Here is a 19,469-nt window from a genome sequence, read left to right as displayed (position 1 = left end):
CCGATAATAACTAAAATACGTTACACTAACAATAATCAATTGAGGTGAAATCTATGATTTTATTACAAATCAATCAACTATCGAAATATTATGGAGCTGAACTTATTTTATCAAATATGAAGCTCGAAGTTCAAAATAAAGATCGAATTGCACTTGTTGGCCGTAACGGCGCCGGGAAATCCACTCTGCTAAAAATCATAGCCGGGCAGATTTCCCATGATGGCGGTGAAATAATCAAACCAAAAGGCGTCACCATCGGCTATATGGCCCAGGATACGGGACTGGAATCGGAACTTACCATTTGGGATGAGATGCTGACAGTATTCAAGGACCTTATAGAGCAAGAAAAAGAACTGCGTCGCCTTGAGGCCGATATGGCCAGACCTGACATCTTTGAAAACGAAGTAATTTACCAAAAAGTGTTGAATGAATATGACACTTTGATGGTAGCATTCAAAGAAAAGGGCGGTTATCAATATGAAGCGGATATCCGTTCCGTATTGCATGGACTTCAGTTTGCTGACTTTGACTATTCTACCCCAATTTCCACTTTAAGCGGTGGGCAAAAAACTAGACTTGCTTTAGGGAAACTGCTTTTAAGGAAACCGGATATATTGATTCTGGATGAGCCAACGAACCATTTGGATATCGAAACGCTCTCTTGGCTTGAGCAATATTTACAAGGCTACCAAGGAGCTGTTCTTATTGTTTCCCATGACCGCTATTTTCTAGATAAGGTCGTAAACCAGGTATATGAAATTTCCCGGAACAACATGAAAAAATACTATGGTAATTATAGTTCTTACCTAGAGGGCAAAGCGGAAGATTATGAGCGGGACATGAAGCTTTTCGAGAAACAACAAGGGGAAATCGAAAAGCTTCGCGACTTTGTCCAACGCAATATCACAAGGGCTTCCACCACGAAAAGAGCACAAAGCAGACGCAAACAGCTCGAAAAGATGGATGTATTGGACAAGCCGCAAGGTGATGAAAAATCCGCAAATTTTTCATTCCAGATTGAAAAGCAAAGCGGAAATGAAGTGCTTCACCTTCAGGACCTGGCTATCGGCTATGAAGGGGAAATGGTATCAAAAAATATAAATTCCCGGATGACAAAAGGAGAGAGCATAGCTCTTGTTGGCCCAAATGGCGTTGGAAAATCAACGTTATTGAAAACGATCATCTCTAGACTGCCTGCACTTTCCGGGGATTTCCGTTTCGGAACGAACGTCGAAGTCAGTTACTACGATCAGGAACAGGCTAACCTTGTTTCCAATAAACGCGTACTCAATGAATTATGGGATGACTATCCCCTTAAACCGGAAAAGGACATACGCACCGTACTCGGTAATTTCCTTTTTAGCGGGGACGATGTTTTAAAAACCGTTTCCACACTAAGCGGCGGCGAAAAGGCCCGGCTTGCTCTAGCCAAAATGATGATGGAAAAAGGGAACTTTTTAATTCTTGATGAACCAACGAACCATTTAGACCTCGATAGTAAATTGGTGCTTGAAAACGCATTGATCGATTATCCGGGAACTATTCTTTTCGTTTCACATGACCGTTATTTCATTAATCGGATAGCAACGAAAGTGATCGAGCTCTCCAAAGACGGCAACGAAGAATTCCTCGGTGATTATGATTACTATGTGGAGAAGAAACAGGAGCAAGCGGAAATCAAAGCACTTGAACAGGAGAATCAAGCGAAAACCTTAGATGTATTCGTAGAAAAAACAAATTATAAAATCGATAAAGAAGCAAAAAAAGCCGAACGTCAGCGAAAACGGCGCATTGAGGATATCGAGGCTGCCATGGAGCTTCTTGAAACCGAAATAAACGAGTATAATGAACTTCTTTGTGACCCAAATGTTTTCCAAGATCATGAGAAAGTAATGGAAGTCCAAACAAAGCTTGATAAAGCACAGGAAAAATTGGACCGGCTTCTCGAAGAATGGGCTGAGCTGGAAGAATGACAATTGACCGAGTCAAATGACTCGGTCTTTTCTTTTTCATGTAAAATGGTTCAGAAAGTTATCCACAAACTTGTTAACAAATTACTTACCGTTCACTAGGCATTAATTTGAGTTATACACATTATCCACAGAAACATATCCACTTATCCACAAAACCACCCATTTATACACACCCAGTATGATTATCAAAAAAACTTTATCCACAGAATATTCTATTTTTTTATTAAACACGATAAAAAGGCAGGATGCCGAAGTTCGGAATCCTGCCTTCTCGTCAATCAAAATGCTTCTATATCCAATCCAGGATTTCCGTTCAAATCCAATCCAGAGCGCTTTCCTTTTTCAAACATGACACTGCCAGCAGCACCGATCATGGCCGCATTGTCCGTACAAAGGTAGAGGGGCGGAATCGATATATCCATAGGTAAATCCTTAAAAGCTTCCGTTAACGCTTCCCTCAGGCCTTTATTTGCCGCAACTCCTCCAGCAAGCAGTACCTGCTTCACATTATATTCCTTTGCAGCCTTTACAGCTTTCATAACAAGCACTTCTATCACGCTTGCTTGGAAACTTGCCGCTAAATCTTTAGGTTCAATTTCTTCCCCGCGCTGTTCTGCATTATGCAAAGTGTTGATTACTGCTGATTTCAACCCGCTGAAAGAAAAGTCATAGCTGCCATCCAACCATGCTCGGGGCAGTTTCAAAGTTGGTGAGCCTTCTTGCGCAAGCCTATCTATATGCGGTCCACCAGGATAAGGGAGCCCCAAAGTTCGAGCCACTTTATCATACGCCTCTCCTGCTGCATCATCCCGCGTCTCCCCTATCACCTTGAAAGAACCCGGTTCTTCTAAAAGCACCAATTCCGTATGACCTCCCGAAACGACTAAAGAAAGGGCAGGATATTGGATTTCCTGAATAAGTCTATTTGCATAGATATGGCCCGCAATATGATGCGTACCAACAATCGGGATTCCATGTGCGAAAGCTACAGCCTTAGCTGCATTCACGCCTATTAATAGTGCCCCTACAAGTCCGGGGCCTTCTGTAACGGCAATGGCATCCAAATCTTCATATGTCACACCTGCCTGGAGCAGTGCCTCTTCAAGAACAATCGTAATTTGCTCTACATGGTGACGGGAAGCTATTTCGGGGACGACACCGCCAAAACGTTTATGGCTTTCTATTTGTGAAGCCACGACATTGCTCAGTATTTCTGTTCCATTTTTTATGACAGCTGCCGCAGTTTCGTCGCAGCTGGTTTCAATTCCTAATATAAGTTGATCTGTTTTCATTAAAAATTCACCCACATAACATAAGCATCTTCTTGATTATCTGTATAATAATTTTTCCGGATTCCACCCATTTGGAAACCTAGTTTTTCGTAAAGTGAAATGGCCACTGCATTACTGACACGGACCTCAAGCGTCATCCTCACCACACCCATCGCAATGGAGATTTCAATCATCTTCCTGAGCAAAGCTTCTCCAAGCTTTTGCCCACGGTATTCAGGTAAAATAGCAATATTGGTAATGTGCGATTCATCAATGACGATCCACGCACCGCAATAACCGGCAATTTTCCCCTCATCCTCTATCACCATGTACACAGCATATTGATTATGATTCAATTCATTAAAAAAGGCTTCCCGGCTCCAAGGCAATGTAAAGGACTGCTTTTCCACGTTAAGCACTTGGTCGATATCTTCCGTTTTCATCTTTCGGAACGTCAATGTTTTACTCATAATAATCGGTCGCTTTCCTTTTTTATTTCCCCTGCTGTTCAAGCCACTTAGCTTCTGCTTCAGCCATGCGAATATAATTCGGTACAAACTGGTGAACATCCACTTCGTCCTTCTCAAGACCAATGAAAGCAAGTTCGCTTGGTCTTGAGTTAAAGGACTGTACCGGAGCAAATACTGCTAAATTGCCCAATGCATCCGTAATAGCATCCCGATGGATATCCACATCTTGACCAACAAATAAAACGGGACGATTTAATTCCTTCAATCGGATCGCCCACTCAGAGGATAGAATATTACAATCTTCCATGACTGTTTTTAACAAATCGTTTTCCATTTCATATAATCCAGTATAAATCTGCCCTCTTCTTGCATCGAACAAGGGAGATATCAACCCGTTAAAATAACGTCCATTGGCTGCTAATACTTCCAAACTGGATACACCTGATAACGGAATCTGAAGCGTCCATGCCAAGGTTTTCGCAATCGTCACACCAATCCTGACACCTGTATAGGAGCCTGGACCTTGAGCGACCACTATCTTAGTCAATTCCTTAGGATTAGTATCACAATCACTTAGCAGCGTTTCAATTGCTGGCATTACCCGAACCGAATGATTTTTCTTTAGGTTCGTCGTATACTCACCAATTACTTGACTCCCGTTTACCAGTGCAATCCCTAATGTAAAATTCGATGTATCTATAGCTAAAACCTTCATCAAATAATCTCCTTACATAACGTTACATATCGTTCGCCTTTGGCCTCTAAGACAATACGCCTGCTTGTATCACTAAGACGATAAATATATATGGTCAAGATTTCATCCGGGAGATGATCCTTTATTAAATGGGCCCATTCAACGACAGTCACACCATCACCTTCAAAATATTCATCAAAGCCTAAATCATCTTCTGATTCACTTACCCGATATACATCCATATGATATAAAGGCAGTCGCCCGATGTATTCCTTTATTATTGTAAAAGTAGGGCTATTTACAACTCTAGTTACACCTAATCCTTTAGCTAGCCCTTTTGTGAATGCCGTTTTTCCTGCACCCAGGTCACCTTCTAAAGCAAGTACATCACCACTCGAAAGTTTTTGTGCCAATTCATGCGCAAATTGCGCTGTTTCTTCTTCACCCTGAGAAATCCATTCAAAATGTTGCATATATCAATCACCTTTATCATTATTAGGAAAACGTCCTATAGTTCATATCAAGAGAACCATAAACGCAGTATTATGGAACAATAACCATTCTATATGTAGTTTACCTTGTTTCAAAAGAAGAAACAAATAAGTTAGGGACATAATTATTCGAATTTCGGATAAAACAAAAAAACGAAACCTAAGTTTCGTTTTTTTCATGATTGCGGGGACAGGATTTGAACCTGCGACCTTCGGGTTATGAGCCCGACGAGCTACCGGACTGCTCCACCCCGCGACGGTATAAATGCTACTTTTATAAATTTAGTATTCCCATTTTCTCAAAAAGGATACGAAGATTATAGCTTGGCGGCGTCCTACTCTCACAGGGGGAAACCCCCAACTACCATTGGCGCTGAAGAGCTTAACTGCCGTGTTCGGAATGGGAACGGGTGTGACCTCTTCGCTATCGCCACCAAACATTTAATCTTTTTTCAGTACATTCATTATCATATCATGTATGAGATCAAAATGCAAGAAGAAATTTTCATTCCTTCAAAACTAGATAATAAGAAGGTATTTCATTTTTTAAAAAGCGTTGGTTAAGTCCTCGATCTATTAGTATCAGTCAGCTCCACATGTCGCCACGCTTCCACCTCTGACCTATCAACCTGATCATCTTTCAGGGATCTTACTAGCTTGCGCCATGGGAAATCTCATCTTGAGGGGGGCTTCATGCTTAGATGCTTTCAGCACTTATCCCGTCCGCACGTAGCTACCCAGCTATGCCTTTGGCAAGACAACTGGTACACCAGCGGTGCGTCCATCCCGGTCCTCTCGTACTAAGGACAGCTCCTCTCAAATTTCCTGCGCCCGCGACGGATAGGGACCGAACTGTCTCACGACGTTCTGAACCCAGCTCGCGTACCGCTTTAATGGGCGAACAGCCCAACCCTTGGGACCGACTACAGCCCCAGGATGCGATGAGCCGACATCGAGGTGCCAAACCTCCCCGTCGATGTGGACTCTTGGGGGAGATAAGCCTGTTATCCCCGGGGTAGCTTTTATCCGTTGAGCGATGGCCCTTCCATGCGGAACCACCGGATCACTAAGCCCGACTTTCGTCCCTGCTCGACTTGTAGGTCTCGCAGTCAAGCTCCCTTGTGCCTTTACACTCTACGAATGATTTCCAACCATTCTGAGGGAACCTTTGGGCGCCTCCGTTACTCTTTAGGAGGCGACCGCCCCAGTCAAACTGCCCACCTGACACTGTCTCCCACCCCGATAAGGGGCGCGGGTTAGAATTTCAATACAGCCAGGGTAGTATCCCACCAACGCCTCCACCGAAGCTAGCGCTCCGGCTTCTCAGGCTCCTACCTATCCTGTACAAGCTGTACCAAAATTCAATATCAGGCTGCAGTAAAGCTCCACGGGGTCTTTCCGTCCTGTCGCGGGTAACCTGCATCTTCACAGGTACTATAATTTCACCGAGTCTCTCGTTGAGACAGTGCCCAGATCGTTACACCTTTCGTGCGGGTCGGAACTTACCCGACAAGGAATTTCGCTACCTTAGGACCGTTATAGTTACGGCCGCCGTTTACTGGGGCTTCGGTTCAAAGCTTCGCTTGCGCTAACCTCTCCCCTTAACCTTCCAGCACCGGGCAGGTGTCAGCCCCTATACTTCGCCTTGCGGCTTCGCAGAGACCTGTGTTTTTGCTAAACAGTCGCCTGGGCCTATTCACTGCGGCTTTTCCGGGCTATTCACCCTAAAAAGCACCCCTTCTCCCGAAGTTACGGGGTCATTTTGCCGAGTTCCTTAACGAGAGTTCTCTCGCACACCTTAGGATTCTCTCCTCGCCTACCTGTGTCGGTTTGCGGTACGGGCACCTTACATCTCACTAGAGGCTTTTCTTGGCAGCGTGGAATCAGGAACTTCGGTACTATATTTCCCTCGCCATCACAGCTCCGCCTTAATGGAAACGGGATTTGCCTCGTTTCCGGCCTAACTGCTTGGACGCGCATATCCAACAGCGCGCTTACCCTATCCTTCTGCGTCCCCCCATCGTTCAAACGATGTATAGGTGGTACAGGAATATCAACCTGTTGTCCATCGCCTACGCCTTTCGGCCTCGGCTTAGGTCCCGACTAACCCTGAGCGGACGAGCCTTCCTCAGGAAACCTTAGGCATTCGGTGGAAGGGATTCTCACCCTTCTTTCGCTACTCATACCGGCATTCTCACTTCTAAGCGCTCCACCAGTCCTTCCGGTCTGACTTCAACGCCCTTAGAACGCTCTCCTACCATCGACACCTAATGGTGTCAATCCACAGCTTCGGTGATACGTTTAGCCCCGGTACATTTTCGGCGCGGAGTCACTCGACCAGTGAGCTATTACGCACTCTTTAAATGGTGGCTGCTTCTGAGCCAACATCCTGGTTGTCTAAGCAACTCCACATCCTTTTCCACTTAACGTATACTTTGGGACCTTAGCTGGTGGTCTGGGCTGTTTCCCTTTCGACTACGGATCTTATCACTCGCAGTCTGACTCCCAAGAATAAGTATTTGGCATTCGGAGTTTGACTGAATTCGGTAACCCGTTGGGGGCCCCTAGTCCAATCAGTGCTCTACCTCCAATACTCTCATCTTGAGGCTAGCCCTAAAGCTATTTCGGAGAGAACCAGCTATCTCCAGGTTCGATTGGAATTTCTCCGCTACCCACACCTCATCCCCGCACTTTTCAACGTGCGTGGGTTCGGGCCTCCATTCAGTGTTACCTGAACTTCACCCTGGACATGGGTAGATCACCTGGTTTCGGGTCTACGACCTCATACTCATTCGCCCTATTCAGACTCGCTTTCGCTGCGGCTCCGTCTTATCAACTTAACCTCGCATGAAATCGTAACTCGCCGGTTCATTCTACAAAAGGCACGCCATTACCCATTAACGGGCTTTGACTACTTGTAGGCACACGGTTTCAGGATCTATTTCACTCCCCTTCCGGGGTGCTTTTCACCTTTCCCTCACGGTACTGGTTCACTATCGGTCACTAGGGAGTATTTAGCCTTGGGAGATGGTCCTCCCTGCTTCCGACGGGATTTCTCGTGTCCCGCCGTACTCAGGATCCACTCAGGAGGGAACGAAGTTTCAACTACAGGGTTTTTACCTTCTTTGACGGACCTTTCCAGGTCACTTCATTTACCCCGTTCCTTTGTAACTCCATGTTGAGTGTCCTACAACCCCAAGAGGCAAGCCTCTTGGTTTGGGCTAATTCCGTTTCGCTCGCCGCTACTCAGGAAATCGCATTTGCTTTCTCTTCCTCCGGGTACTTAGATGTTTCAGTTCCCCGGGTCTGCCTTCAGTACCCTATGTATTCAGGTAAAGATACTGTTCCATTACGAACAGTGGGTTTCCCCATTCGGAAATCTCCGGATCAAAGCTTACTTACAGCTCCCCGAAGCATATCGGTGTTAGTCCCGTCCTTCATCGGCTCCTAGTGCCAAGGCATCCACCGTGCGCCCTTTCTAACTTAACCGTTAAAAAGATCTTACAGATGCTTTGAAAAAAATTAATTGCCTTCTATCTATTATCTAGTTTTCAAGGAACAAAGCAGAAAGAATCCATCACATCGTGATGTTTTTCTTCCCTATCTGAATGAATTACTCATTCAAAACTGAACAAAACAAAAGCGCTCTCGTAATTATCCTTAGAAAGGAGGTGATCCAGCCGCACCTTCCGATACGGCTACCTTGTTACGACTTCACCCCAATCATCTGTCCCACCTTAGGCGGCTGGCTCCATAAAGGTTACCTCACCGACTTCGGGTGTTACAAACTCTCGTGGTGTGACGGGCGGTGTGTACAAGGCCCGGGAACGTATTCACCGCGGCATGCTGATCCGCGATTACTAGCGATTCCGGCTTCATGTAGGCGAGTTGCAGCCTACAATCCGAACTGAGAATGGCTTTATGGGATTCGCTTACCTTCGCAGGTTTGCAGCCCTTTGTACCATCCATTGTAGCACGTGTGTAGCCCAGGTCATAAGGGGCATGATGATTTGACGTCATCCCCACCTTCCTCCGGTTTGTCACCGGCAGTCACCTTAGAGTGCCCAACTGAATGCTGGCAACTAAGATCAAGGGTTGCGCTCGTTGCGGGACTTAACCCAACATCTCACGACACGAGCTGACGACAACCATGCACCACCTGTCACTCTGTCCCCCGAAGGGGAAAGCCCTATCTCTAGGGTTGTCAGAGGATGTCAAGACCTGGTAAGGTTCTTCGCGTTGCTTCGAATTAAACCACATGCTCCACCGCTTGTGCGGGCCCCCGTCAATTCCTTTGAGTTTCAGCCTTGCGGCCGTACTCCCCAGGCGGAGTGCTTAATGCGTTAGCTGCAGCACTAAAGGGCGGAAACCCTCTAACACTTAGCACTCATCGTTTACGGCGTGGACTACCAGGGTATCTAATCCTGTTTGCTCCCCACGCTTTCGCGCCTCAGTGTCAGTTACAGACCAGAAAGTCGCCTTCGCCACTGGTGTTCCTCCAAATCTCTACGCATTTCACCGCTACACTTGGAATTCCACTTTCCTCTTCTGCACTCAAGTTCCCCAGTTTCCAATGACCCTCCACGGTTGAGCCGTGGGCTTTCACATCAGACTTAAAGAACCACCTGCGCGCGCTTTACGCCCAATAATTCCGGACAACGCTTGCCACCTACGTATTACCGCGGCTGCTGGCACGTAGTTAGCCGTGGCTTTCTGGTTAGGTACCGTCAAGGTACCAGCAGTTACTCTGGTACTTGTTCTTCCCTAACAACAGAACTTTACGACCCGAAGGCCTTCTTCGTTCACGCGGCGTTGCTCCGTCAGACTTTCGTCCATTGCGGAAGATTCCCTACTGCTGCCTCCCGTAGGAGTCTGGGCCGTGTCTCAGTCCCAGTGTGGCCGATCACCCTCTCAGGTCGGCTACGCATCGTCGCCTTGGTGAGCCATTACCTCACCAACTAGCTAATGCGCCGCGGGCCCATCTATAAGTGACAGCCGAAACCGTCTTTCCATCTTCTCTCATGCGAGAAAAGAACGTATCCGGTATTAGCTCCGGTTTCCCGAAGTTATCCCAGTCTTATAGGCAGGTTGCCCACGTGTTACTCACCCGTCCGCCGCTAATCTCAGGGAGCAAGCTCCCATCGATTCGCTCGACTTGCATGTATTAGGCACGCCGCCAGCGTTCGTCCTGAGCCAGGATCAAACTCTCCGAAGAAATGTTTGACTTGCTCATTTTGCTTTTTTGATAGTGTGTGCTCACTTAAAATTTAACGTTGGCGCTTTGTTTTGTTCAGTTTTCAAAGAGCAATAATAATAATGGAGCGGGTGAAGAGAATCGAACTCTCATCATCAGCTTGGAAGGCTGAGGTTTTACCACTAAACTACACCCGCATTTAATTTTTAAGATATTTTCAGAAAGAATGGTCGGGAAGACAGGATTCGAACCTGCGACCCCTTGGTCCCAAACCAAGTGCTCTACCAAGCTGAGCTACTTCCCGTAAAATATGGTGCGCCCGGCGGGAGTCGAACCTACAACCTTCTGATTCGTAGTCAGATGCTCTATCCAATTGAGCTACGGGCGCTAATTTCTATGATGTTATTGGTGCGGCCGAGAGGAGTCGAACCTCCACGGGGTTTCCCCCACTAGGCCCTCAACCTAGCGCGTCTGCCATTCCGCCACGACCGCGAAAGCGACTTTGTAAGCTTAACACCTTTTCAACTTGATGTCAAGAAGAAAAATATCAGTGCGGGTGAAGGGACTTGAACCCCCACGCCTTGCGGCGCCAGATCCTAAGTCTGGTGCGTCTGCCAATTCCGCCACACCCGCGAAAATAAATGGTGAGCCATGAAGGATTCGAACCTTCGACCCTCTGATTAAAAGTCAGATGCTCTACCAACTGAGCTAATGGCTCCAAATGAAAATGGCTGGGCTAGAAGGGATCGAACCTTCGCATGACGGAATCAAAATCCGTTGCCTTACCGCTTGGCTATAGCCCACTAATCAAATACTAATTAACAGCCAGGTTAATATTATATCACCACAATATTATTTTAGCAAGTATTTTTTAAAAAAAATGGCGGTCCCGACGGGAATCGAACCCGCGATCTCCTGCGTGACAGGCAGGCATGTTAACCGCTACACCACGGGACCAGCATTATTAGAAAGTGACCCATACGGGATTCGAACCCGTGTTACCGCCGTGAAAGGGCGGTGTCTTAACCGCTTGACCAATGGGCCTTGATAAAATGTGTAACTGGCGGAGAAGGAGGGATTTGAACCCTCGCGCCGCTTACGCGACCTACACCCTTAGCAGGGGCGCCTCTTCAGCCTCTTGAGTACTTCCCCAAAAAATGGCTCCGCAGGTAGGACTCGAACCTACGACCGTTCGGTTAACAGCCGAATGCTCTACCACTGAGCTACTGCGGAATAATGAAAATTGGGTTCCTTTTTCACGCTCAAGGACCTTAGTGTTTGTCGTGAAGAACAAGTTGTTATCTTGTCGACTCTTATGATTATAAAGAGGTTGCAACCTAAAGTCAAGGGTTCTTTTGTGTTTTTTTATATTTTTGTTTTTTCTTCCTTGAACCCTTGGTAAATCAACGTTCCACGACATTTACCACAAACGAAACGGGTAGTGTCGATTCGTTTTTTTCTTACATACACCTGCTGACAGTCTTCACATTTATATTGAATAGTATTCATCTTTCTCTTTACTTGGTTTGATGGGAGTGGCTCACAAAATCTCGGTGCCCCGACTTTTTTAAGTAATTGCTTAAAGTCCGCATCACGATGCTGATACCCTTTCTTCTCGATGTGCAGATGATAATGGCACAATTCATGTTTTATGATGCCAATCATTTCTTCCACACCGCGTTCATCAAGATACTTCTTATTGATTTCTATATTGTGTGAACGCAGCAAGTATCGTCCTCCTGTAGTTCGGAGACGCGGATTAAAAGTGGCTACGTGGTTAAAGGTCTTTTTAAAGTCTTTCAACGAAATTTCTTCGACTAGTTTTTGCAATTGCAGATTATCCATCTCCCCCTCCCTTTCCTTGGTAACATGACAACCCATTATAACATAGACTAATAATACAATAGGAAACTAAGGGAGGAAAAGCTATGCCTAATTGGTTCCAGAATCAAATACGTAAAGCCTTTTATGAAAAGGATTATTATCAAGTGAAGATGTTGAATCAATGTTGGTTTTTTTATCAAAAAAAAGAAAGTCTCCGGTTATAGATTCAACTTGTTCGAAATATAACATACATTCGCTTCGCTAAAAAAACCCCTTCTAATATAGAAGGAGCTTTCCATAGGCTAGATTTGATTCTTTGGCTCGAGCATAGTTAAGGAAACCCTTTGCTTTTGAGAGTCGACCAGTTCTACCCAAACCGTCACAACATCCCCAACGGCAACTATATCCAATGGGTGTTTTACAAACCGGTTGCTTAGTTTAGAAATATGCACCAGTCCATCCTGTTTGACACCAATGTCCACAAACGCACCGAAATCCACAACATTCCTCACTGTGCCTTGTAATTCCATCCCAGTTTGTAGATCCTCCATTTTCAGTACATCCTGCTTAAGCAGTGGTTTTGATAATTCATCCCGAGGATCTCTTCCCGGTTTCATCAAATCATCAATGATATCTTGAATCGTAATTTCCCCAATTTCCAATTCATTGACTAACTCGGCCGGATTTAGTTTCCTTAATTCTTCATTAAGTGCATCACTGCCTAAATCCACAGATGTGAATCCCATTTTCTTCAACAATTTATTCACGGCACTGTAGTTCTCAGGATGTATCGCAGTTTGATCCAAAGGCTCATCTCCATTAATGATACGCAGGAACCCTATGCATTGTTCATATGTTTTGGCACCAAGGCGGGGAATCTTCTTTAATTCCTTCCTGCTTGAAAACTTCCCTTCCACTTCCCTTTTCTTCACAATATTTTGAGCAACCGATTTTGATAAACCAGCTACATATTGTAATAGTGACGATGAAGCGGTATTGACGTTCACGCCCACCTGGTTAACAGCTGTTTCTACTACAAAGGTGAGGGATTCCGTTAACTTTTTCTGGGACACATCATGTTGATACTGTCCTACCCCCACGGATTGAGGATCGATTTTAACAAGTTCGGCAAGGGGATCTTGGAGCCTTCTGCCAATTGATACGGCGCTTCTCTGCTCTACTTGAAGATCCGGAAACTCTTCACGGGCAATATCCGAGGCTGAATACACACTGGCTCCCGCTTCATTAACAATAATATATGAAATATTCCCGTTCACTTCTTTTAGAATATCTGCGATGAATTGCTCTGATTCACGTGATGCCGTCCCGTTGCCGATTGCCACAATCTCAACTGAGAACCGCTGAAGTATTTCGATTGTTTTTTCCCGGGCAGCATTAAACTTCGCAACAGGAGGATGCGGATAGATTACACTGATATCCAGTACCTTTCCCGTTTCATCAATGACAGCCAACTTACAGCCCGTCCGATATGCCGGATCGAGAGCGAGGACCACTTTCCCTTTAAGCGGAGGCTGCAAGAGCAGGTTCCGGAGGTTTTCAGAGAAAATATGGATAGCTTGATCCTCAGCTTTTTCCGTCAGCTCTTTTCTGATTTCCCGTTCCACCGAGGGCATGATCAAACGCTTAAGTCCATCTTCAATTGCCGATTTAAGAACATCTTGGGCTTCAGATTTGTTATTTTTAATGATTTTCCGTTCCAAATGACCAATTATGATTTCCGTACGAGGCTGAATGGATATTCGTAAAACCTCTTCCTTTTCACCTCTATTAAGTGCCAAAACCCGATGGGGTACGATCCTTTGAACCGGCTCCTCATATTCATAGTACATCTCGAAGATTCTTTTCTCGTCCTTCTCCTCATTTTTCACAGTCGAAATTATTTTTCCAGCTTTGAAAATTTCAGCCCTTATCCACTTCCTTAATTCTGCATCATCGGAAATATGTTCTGCTATGATATCCTGCGCTCCTGCAATAGCCTCTTCAATAGAAGGAACTTCTTTTTCTGCGGATACGAATTCAGTGGCTTTTTCGCTAACTCGAGCATGGATTTGACATTCAAGAAGCCAAGTAGCCAGTGGTTCAAGACCCTTTTCTTTAGCGACCGTCGCTTTCGTTCTCCTTTTTTGCTTGAATGGCCTGTATAAATCTTCGACTTCCTGCAGTTTTGTCGCCTTCTCGATTTGCCTTTTTAATTCTTCCGTCAATTTCCCCTGTTCACCAATCGAACGCGTAACTTCCGCTTTCCTCTGGCCTAAGTTTTCCAGGTAGTTCCACCTTTCCATGATGGATCGAATCTGCACTTCATCAAGTGAACCTGTCATTTCTTTTCTATATCGGGCAATAAAGGGAACAGTATTCCCCTCTTGCAGCATCTGTATGACGTTTTGAACTTGATGATTTTTCAAAGTTAGCTCATTGGATATTTGTTTAATCAATTCTTTTAATGTATCTTCTACAACGATCATTATGTTTACCCCCAACCTTTTGATCTTATATATATAGTCTAGCAAATGAGAGATGAAGTTGCGAATTCAACACAAAAAAGCTCACTTCCGAATTACGACGAAAGTAAGCTTCCTAAAATGAAAGTTGTATCATCTGCAGTTGTTGGACTGCTTTCTAAAATGCATTTGGCGTTCTTATCGATAGGGACCAGCCTTTTTAAAAAAGATTTAGCTCCCTTAAGTTCTAAACCATCGGAATGAAGAATGAATTTTGCATTTGGTTCAAATTTGTAGCTCTGCGTCCGGTATTTTTGTTTCCTGCCGGATAAATACCCTGTAACAGGTAGAGGGTAAACTAGTTTGTCGTCGCTTGGATTATACAGGAAAAAGCGGATGTTACCCACTGAACTGTATACAAATTCATTCTTGTCATAAAATATCTTCAAAATGGAAACGGCGGCCCCCCGCTTATCGATTAAAACTTGATTACACACTGCCATTAGTGATTCTACATCCAACTCATGATTACGTTTTACTTCCTCGATGACTGCATGGGAAGATTCGTAAGCGTTTTTCCCGCTACCTAGCCCATCAGCCAGTACACACACAAAGTACTCTTTCGTATGAAGAAAGAAGTAATCATCACCACAATAAACCATCCCGTTTTTTGAGGATTGAGAGACAAGGACTTCAATTCTTTCTCCCCTCAGAATATCTTTGATCACTGAATTAACTCCGAGTTTTCAGCATTAATCGCTTCTTGAAGTTTCTTGATCGCGCGTCGCTGGAGTCTCGACACATGCATTTGAGAAATTCCAAGTTTATCGCCAGCTTCTTTTTGACTTAAATTTTCTAAATAAGTATGTTGAATGATCATCTTTTCACGGTCACTTAACACATGCAGCACCTTTTCGAGCACGAGGCGCTGATTGACCTTTTCAAAACCTTCATCGACATTACCGAATATATCAAGTAATGTGACAGTACCGCCATCAGAGTCCGCCTCAATAGAATGATCAACAGATAAAGCTTGATAGCTTTTTCCCATTTCCATCGCTTCTAAAACTTCTTCTTCAGTCACTCCTATACAATCGGCTATTTCATCTATTCTTGGTGAACGATGAAGTGTCGTTGTTAATTCCTCGACAGTCACCCTGATTTTTGGACCAAGTTCCTTTATTCTTCTTGGCACATGGACACTCCAAGTTTTGTCACGCAAGAACCTTTTGATTTCCCCAATTATAGTAGGGACGGCAAATGCCTCAAAGCTCTTACCAAAGGATTCATCATATCGTCGGATGGCACCTAATAAACCAATCATGCCGACCTGGGAGATATCCTCCTGAAACGATTTTCCTTTCGCGTACTTACGGGAGATTGTTTCAACCAAACTTTTATAATGGATGACTAGATTGCTCTGTGCTTCATCATCTTGGTCTTGCTGATAAGCTCTAATCCATTCATTTACCTGTTCTCTTTGTGCCTGATTAGGTTGAGACTGTTTTTGCATCCATCTCCACCTGCTCTCCTTCTAAAAACTTAGTCATAAATACTGTAACCCCGTCATGCTGATGAATTTTCACATCATCCATCAGAGTTTCAATGAGGTAAAGACCCAAGCCTCCTTCTCTCAAGAGTTCGACTTTTTGTCCATTTTCGTATGGACCGAGCCCTTGGCGAACCTCTTCGAAATTACAGCTCTTACCGCTATCAGAAACCATGACCTCCAAACGGTCAGGATAAAGCCCGAAACTCACTTTCACTTCACCTTTTTCGGAATCCTTATATGCATGCTGTACTGCATTTGTACAAGCCTCACTGGTAGCGATTTTCAAATCCTCAATTTCATCATACGCAAACCCCATCCGGCTACCTATTCCAGAAAGCGTTAAACGAATGACACCGATGAATTCCGGTTTTGCAGGTATTTTCATTTCGATGTAATCATATACTTGACTCATTCTAACCCACCCTCTGTACCACTTTTTATATCAATGATATCTGCAAGACCAGTAATATCAAATAAACGTCGTAACCTTTCTGATAACCCAACTAAAGTGAATTCGCCATTATGTGCCCTTACGCTTTTAAAAGCACCGACAAATACCCCAAGTCCCGTACTATCCATATAGGAAACTTCGGTTAAATCAATAGTAATCGAAACATTGTCCTGCTCTGAAATCGGAAATAGTGATTCCCTTAGTTTTGGTGCAGTATAGGCATCGATTTCACCTTTTAGTTTTACAATAAATTCAGTATTTAATTCATTAACATCTACAGTTATATTCATCCTTGACCCACCTCTTTAAATGCTCATCTTTCTTATATCTATACCCAGCGGAAACAATACTAAACATTTGATTTTAAAATTATTAATGTGAAATCATCCCGCAGTTGGAAGTTCTGCATTTTCTCCAATTGCTTATATATATTATTCACCATTTCCTGGGCTTGTAAGTGCATATTCTTTTTAATGAAACCAATAAGCGTTTCCCTTTCTATGAACCCATCATTCGTCCGGCACTCCGTTACTCCATCAGATAATAAAATGATCATGTCTCCGCCATTCACCGTTTTTTCATATTGGCGATACCTTGTTTTTTTATCAACTCCAAGCAACAAACCTTTTGCATCCAAATCGCTGAATGTACCTGTAGCGGCATCATAGTAAAATCCAGGTTCATGTCCAGCTGAAGCATAGGAAAATTGCCTGTCATGCGGATCATATAAACCATAGAACATGGTTATGAACATGCTTGGATCCACATTATGCTCCACAACACGGTTCAAACTCTCAAGCACGCTTTTCGGTTCATGTCGATGCTCCGGAAGACTATCCATCGCATATTTAATCATCGACATGCACAATGCAGCAGGAATGCCTTTTCCTATGACATCAGCTATCCCTACCCCGATTCGCTCATTTTCATCTTGAACAAAATGATAATAATCTCCATTCATCTGTCTGGCCGGAACACTGATCGCCCCAATTTCAAGAGCTTTGATATCAGGAATTTCCGTTTCCAAAAGAGTATGTTGAACGTTTGCCGCAATCTCAATTTCCGTTTTCAGTTCCTGCTGTTGATGTCTAAGGCTTTGATGTTCACGGTATGCTATGCCATAGCCCATCATGACTTCCAGCAAAAAATCGAAAGAATCCAATACTTTTCCCGGTAATTCCGGGTAAAGTTCCATTAAGTTATTTTTATGCATACTGATGATTTCTTCAGGAGATATATTGTATTTAATATGTAGGCGGCTAATCTTTTGCCCTTGGTAGAGTGCTTGCTCATTTTGGTCTTTAAGATAAGTAGAAAGCGCCTCATGATACTTTTTCTCCATGTTCTCCCTAATATCCATAGTCCCCCCCTAACGGAGCCATTTCGTAGCGACAATCTTAGTCCCTTCACCTGGTATCGATTCAATATCGAAGTCATCCATTAAACGTTTGACTCCCGGAAGGCCTGCCCCCAGTCCCCCTGAGGTGGTATATCCATCTTCCATGACTTTCCGGATATCCTCAATTCCCGGCCCTTTGTCCTCTGCAATGATTTTCAATCCTGACTTCCCATTTTTATTTGGCTTCTCTATGCTAACACTGCCTTGTCCAGCATATAGGTATATATTTCGGGCCAATTCGCTTATAGCCGTTGTGATCCTTGCCTGGTCTACAGTGCCGAACCCCAACTCTTTAGCGACATTTCTTCCGAGCTGCCTTGCAGCTACGATGTCCCATTCATTTATGATTTTTACGCAGGATTGGAACTCCATTCTTTAATCCCCCAATTCCTGTTGTAATTTCTCCAGGCCTTTCTCTAGATCTAATGCTGTCAGAACATCATCGAGACTAATTCCCAGTTCAATTAATGTTATTGCAACAGCAGGCTGGATCCCCGTAATTACAACCTTGGCCCCCATAAGCTTAGACATGCTAAAGACATCGCCTAATACCTTTGCGATAAAGGAATCTATAAAATCTATTGAGGTAATATCTATAACTACGCCATTCGCGCTTGTTTCATGAATCTTATGCAATAAATCCTCTTGAAATTGAAGGGCTGTCTCATCATCCAATTCCCACTGTATAGAGACTAACAAGCAGTCATAAAGCTTTAATATCGGAATCCTCATACTTATCCCTCCACCTTTACGATCTTACGGCTCGTTAATTCCAACGCAACTTCTATCCCTTTTTTCAATGTATTTTTTGTAATCACTTCATTTAAATTAATTCCTAGGTTAACGATTGTTTGAGCTATTTCAGGGCGAATGCCGCAGAGTATACATTTTGCACCCACTAATCGGACTGCTTCCGCTGCCTGAATGATATGATGAGCAACCATGGTATCCACGACAGGCACACCCGTTATATCGATAAGGACAACTTCAGATCTATGCTTAACAACGCCAGTCAACAGGTTCTCCATTATCTGTTTGGCACGTTCTGTATCAATTGTACCAATCAGCGGCATAACCGTAATGCCTTCCAATACAGGAATGAGCGGAGCCGAAAGTTCTTGCAAGGCTATTTTTTGCATAGAAACAGTTCTTTCCCAAGTTTGGGTATAAATATTGACTATTTCATTATTTATTGGAGTTGCCCATTTATCCAAATGGTTAACAAGATTGACTTGATTATCAGGGGTCACCAGACTCTTGGCCACCATACCATTAATGACAATTAACGTGAATTTATGAAGACCTTCATTGACGAAAGTGAGAGGCCATCCCAATTGGACGACTTTCTCGGCAAAATCTGAAAGCTTCAATGTGAATTCCTTGTTTTTACTATCAACATTCGTGATGATCATATCTATGAATTCACTGCTCGTTTGCGTGAACATTCGATCGGAGACGACTTTAATTAATCTTTCGTCTGTACTTTCCTTCATGATGCCCATCCACTCAGTAAGGATGTAATCTTGATTTTGCTTAATAAAATCGTAAACCAATTGATTCATAATATCCTCCCATTCTAACACAATTGCAATGTTCCCCTGTCCTCGTCACAAGGATGTTAACTAACTGTAATGTTTTTCCCATCTAGTTTTCCATTGGGTTTTCCCTTACACTTTTGCTTTTATTTA

At 44.0% G+C, this 19,469-nt stretch carries 16 protein-coding genes, 12 tRNA genes and 3 rRNA genes; 2 read left to right on the top strand and 29 right to left on the bottom strand.

Annotated elements, in window-relative coordinates; genetic code table 11:
• Positions 1-53: 53 nt before the first annotated feature.
• A complete protein-coding gene (locus tag ABIE66_RS01550) occupies positions 54-1,973 on the top strand; it encodes an ABC transporter ATP-binding protein (protein ID WP_289323428.1) in 1,920 nt (639 codons plus the stop codon).
• A gap of 278 nt (positions 1,974-2,251) precedes the next feature.
• Here the strand turns inward: ABIE66_RS01550 and tsaD are convergent, their stop codons facing one another.
• From tsaD to ABIE66_RS01450, 20 genes are all read right to left on the bottom strand, one after another.
• On the bottom strand, positions 2,252-3,265 hold the full coding sequence (gene tsaD, locus ABIE66_RS01545; protein ID WP_289318768.1) for a tRNA (adenosine(37)-N6)-threonylcarbamoyltransferase complex transferase subunit TsaD: 1,014 nt from the start codon (positions 3,263-3,265) through the stop codon (positions 2,252-2,254).
• Positions 3,265-3,714 (bottom strand): ribosomal protein S18-alanine N-acetyltransferase, encoded by a 450-nt coding sequence (gene rimI, locus ABIE66_RS01540; protein WP_370013654.1) that lies wholly within the window; start codon positions 3,712-3,714, stop codon positions 3,265-3,267. Before rimI ends, tsaD begins: the two co-directional genes overlap by 1 nt.
• 22 nt (positions 3,715-3,736) lie before the next feature.
• Complete coding sequence (gene tsaB, locus ABIE66_RS01535) at positions 3,737-4,429, bottom strand: tRNA (adenosine(37)-N6)-threonylcarbamoyltransferase complex dimerization subunit type 1 TsaB (RefSeq protein WP_289318766.1); 693 nt, start codon at positions 4,427-4,429, stop codon at positions 3,737-3,739.
• Positions 4,429-4,881 (bottom strand): tRNA (adenosine(37)-N6)-threonylcarbamoyltransferase complex ATPase subunit type 1 TsaE, encoded by a 453-nt coding sequence (tsaE, locus tag ABIE66_RS01530; RefSeq protein WP_370013653.1) that lies wholly within the window; start codon positions 4,879-4,881, stop codon positions 4,429-4,431. The genes tsaB and tsaE overlap by 1 nt, the downstream gene beginning before the upstream one ends.
• A 200-nt stretch (positions 4,882-5,081) precedes the next feature.
• Positions 5,082-5,155, bottom strand: a tRNA-Met gene (locus ABIE66_RS01525).
• Positions 5,156-5,221: 66 nt separating this feature from the next.
• Positions 5,222-5,337, bottom strand: a 5S ribosomal RNA gene (rrf, locus tag ABIE66_RS01520).
• 118 nt (positions 5,338-5,455) lie between these two features.
• A 23S ribosomal RNA gene (locus ABIE66_RS01515) occupies positions 5,456-8,388 on the bottom strand.
• 175 nt (positions 8,389-8,563) lie between these two features.
• Positions 8,564-10,114: ribosomal RNA gene (locus tag ABIE66_RS01510) — 16S ribosomal RNA — on the bottom strand.
• Together the 16S, 23S and 5S rRNA genes with 12 tRNA genes alongside form the textbook arrangement of a ribosomal RNA operon.
• A 102-nt stretch (positions 10,115-10,216) precedes the next feature.
• Positions 10,217-10,290, bottom strand: a tRNA-Gly gene (locus tag ABIE66_RS01505).
• 30 nt (positions 10,291-10,320) lie between these two features.
• Positions 10,321-10,397 (bottom strand) — tRNA-Pro (locus ABIE66_RS01500).
• A gap of 7 nt (positions 10,398-10,404) precedes the next feature.
• A tRNA-Arg gene (locus ABIE66_RS01495) sits at positions 10,405-10,481 on the bottom strand.
• A gap of 18 nt (positions 10,482-10,499) precedes the next feature.
• Positions 10,500-10,585: transfer RNA gene (locus ABIE66_RS01490), tRNA-Leu, on the bottom strand.
• Between the two features lie 59 nt (positions 10,586-10,644).
• A tRNA-Leu gene (locus tag ABIE66_RS01485) sits at positions 10,645-10,726 on the bottom strand.
• A 9-nt stretch (positions 10,727-10,735) separates the two neighbouring features.
• Positions 10,736-10,811 (bottom strand) — tRNA-Lys (locus tag ABIE66_RS01480).
• Between the two features lie 10 nt (positions 10,812-10,821).
• Positions 10,822-10,896: transfer RNA gene (locus ABIE66_RS01475), tRNA-Gln, on the bottom strand.
• A gap of 78 nt (positions 10,897-10,974) precedes the next feature.
• A tRNA-Asp gene (locus ABIE66_RS01470) sits at positions 10,975-11,050 on the bottom strand.
• A gap of 15 nt (positions 11,051-11,065) precedes the next feature.
• Positions 11,066-11,137: transfer RNA gene (locus ABIE66_RS01465), tRNA-Glu, on the bottom strand.
• A 17-nt stretch (positions 11,138-11,154) separates the two neighbouring features.
• Positions 11,155-11,245 (bottom strand) — tRNA-Ser (locus ABIE66_RS01460).
• A 6-nt stretch (positions 11,246-11,251) separates the two neighbouring features.
• Positions 11,252-11,326: transfer RNA gene (locus ABIE66_RS01455), tRNA-Asn, on the bottom strand.
• A 132-nt stretch (positions 11,327-11,458) separates the two neighbouring features.
• Positions 11,459-11,938, bottom strand: a complete 480-nt coding sequence (locus ABIE66_RS01450; RefSeq protein WP_289323425.1) for a SprT family protein — start codon at positions 11,936-11,938, stop codon at positions 11,459-11,461.
• 83 nt (positions 11,939-12,021) lie between these two features.
• Here ABIE66_RS01450 and cmpA point away from each other — a divergent pair, with 83 nt between their 5' ends.
• Positions 12,022-12,141 (top strand): cortex morphogenetic protein CmpA, encoded by a 120-nt coding sequence (gene cmpA / locus ABIE66_RS01445; RefSeq protein WP_089364909.1) that lies wholly within the window; start codon positions 12,022-12,024, stop codon positions 12,139-12,141.
• 78 nt (positions 12,142-12,219) lie between these two features.
• On the opposite strand, the gene ABIE66_RS01440 is transcribed toward cmpA, so the two are convergent.
• The 9 genes from ABIE66_RS01440 to ABIE66_RS01400 form a co-directional block, all read right to left on the bottom strand.
• Positions 12,220-14,403 carry a Tex family protein gene (locus ABIE66_RS01440; protein ID WP_370013651.1) on the bottom strand — a complete coding sequence of 728 codons (2,184 nt, stop codon included), beginning with the start codon at positions 14,401-14,403 and terminating at the stop codon, positions 12,220-12,222.
• A 92-nt stretch (positions 14,404-14,495) separates the two neighbouring features.
• A complete protein-coding gene (locus ABIE66_RS01435) occupies positions 14,496-15,107 on the bottom strand; it encodes a PP2C family serine/threonine-protein phosphatase (RefSeq protein ID WP_370013650.1) in 612 nt (203 codons plus the stop codon).
• Positions 15,104-15,892 (bottom strand): RNA polymerase sigma factor SigB, encoded by a 789-nt coding sequence (sigB, locus tag ABIE66_RS01430; protein WP_289318761.1) that lies wholly within the window; start codon positions 15,890-15,892, stop codon positions 15,104-15,106. The genes ABIE66_RS01435 and sigB overlap by 4 nt, the downstream gene beginning before the upstream one ends.
• Positions 15,870-16,343, bottom strand: a complete 474-nt coding sequence (gene rsbW / locus ABIE66_RS01425; protein ID WP_034306366.1) for an anti-sigma B factor RsbW — start codon at positions 16,341-16,343, stop codon at positions 15,870-15,872. Before rsbW ends, sigB begins: the two co-directional genes overlap by 23 nt.
• On the bottom strand, positions 16,340-16,672 hold the full coding sequence (locus ABIE66_RS01420) for an anti-sigma factor antagonist (protein WP_063236355.1): 333 nt from the start codon (positions 16,670-16,672) through the stop codon (positions 16,340-16,342). The genes rsbW and ABIE66_RS01420 overlap by 4 nt, the downstream gene beginning before the upstream one ends.
• A gap of 59 nt (positions 16,673-16,731) precedes the next feature.
• A complete protein-coding gene (locus ABIE66_RS01415; RefSeq protein ID WP_289318758.1) occupies positions 16,732-17,742 on the bottom strand; it encodes a PP2C family protein-serine/threonine phosphatase in 1,011 nt (336 codons plus the stop codon).
• Positions 17,743-17,751: 9 nt separating this feature from the next.
• Positions 17,752-18,153: an anti-sigma regulatory factor gene (locus tag ABIE66_RS01410; RefSeq protein ID WP_289323421.1), complete on the bottom strand. Its 402-nt coding sequence runs from the start codon at positions 18,151-18,153 to the stop codon at positions 17,752-17,754.
• 3 nt (positions 18,154-18,156) lie between these two features.
• Positions 18,157-18,513 (bottom strand): STAS domain-containing protein, encoded by a 357-nt coding sequence (locus ABIE66_RS01405; protein WP_289323420.1) that lies wholly within the window; start codon positions 18,511-18,513, stop codon positions 18,157-18,159.
• A 2-nt stretch (positions 18,514-18,515) separates the two neighbouring features.
• Positions 18,516-19,343, bottom strand: a complete 828-nt coding sequence (locus ABIE66_RS01400; RefSeq protein WP_370013649.1) for an RsbT co-antagonist protein RsbRA — start codon at positions 19,341-19,343, stop codon at positions 18,516-18,518.
• Positions 19,344-19,469 lie beyond the last annotated feature (126 nt).

The organism is Peribacillus sp. B2I2 (genome assembly GCF_041261685.1).
Taxonomy (GTDB): domain Bacteria; phylum Bacillota; class Bacilli; order Bacillales; family DSM-1321; genus Peribacillus.
Note: the sequence above shows the minus strand (reverse complement) of the source record. Positions and strands in the feature narration are given on the sequence as shown.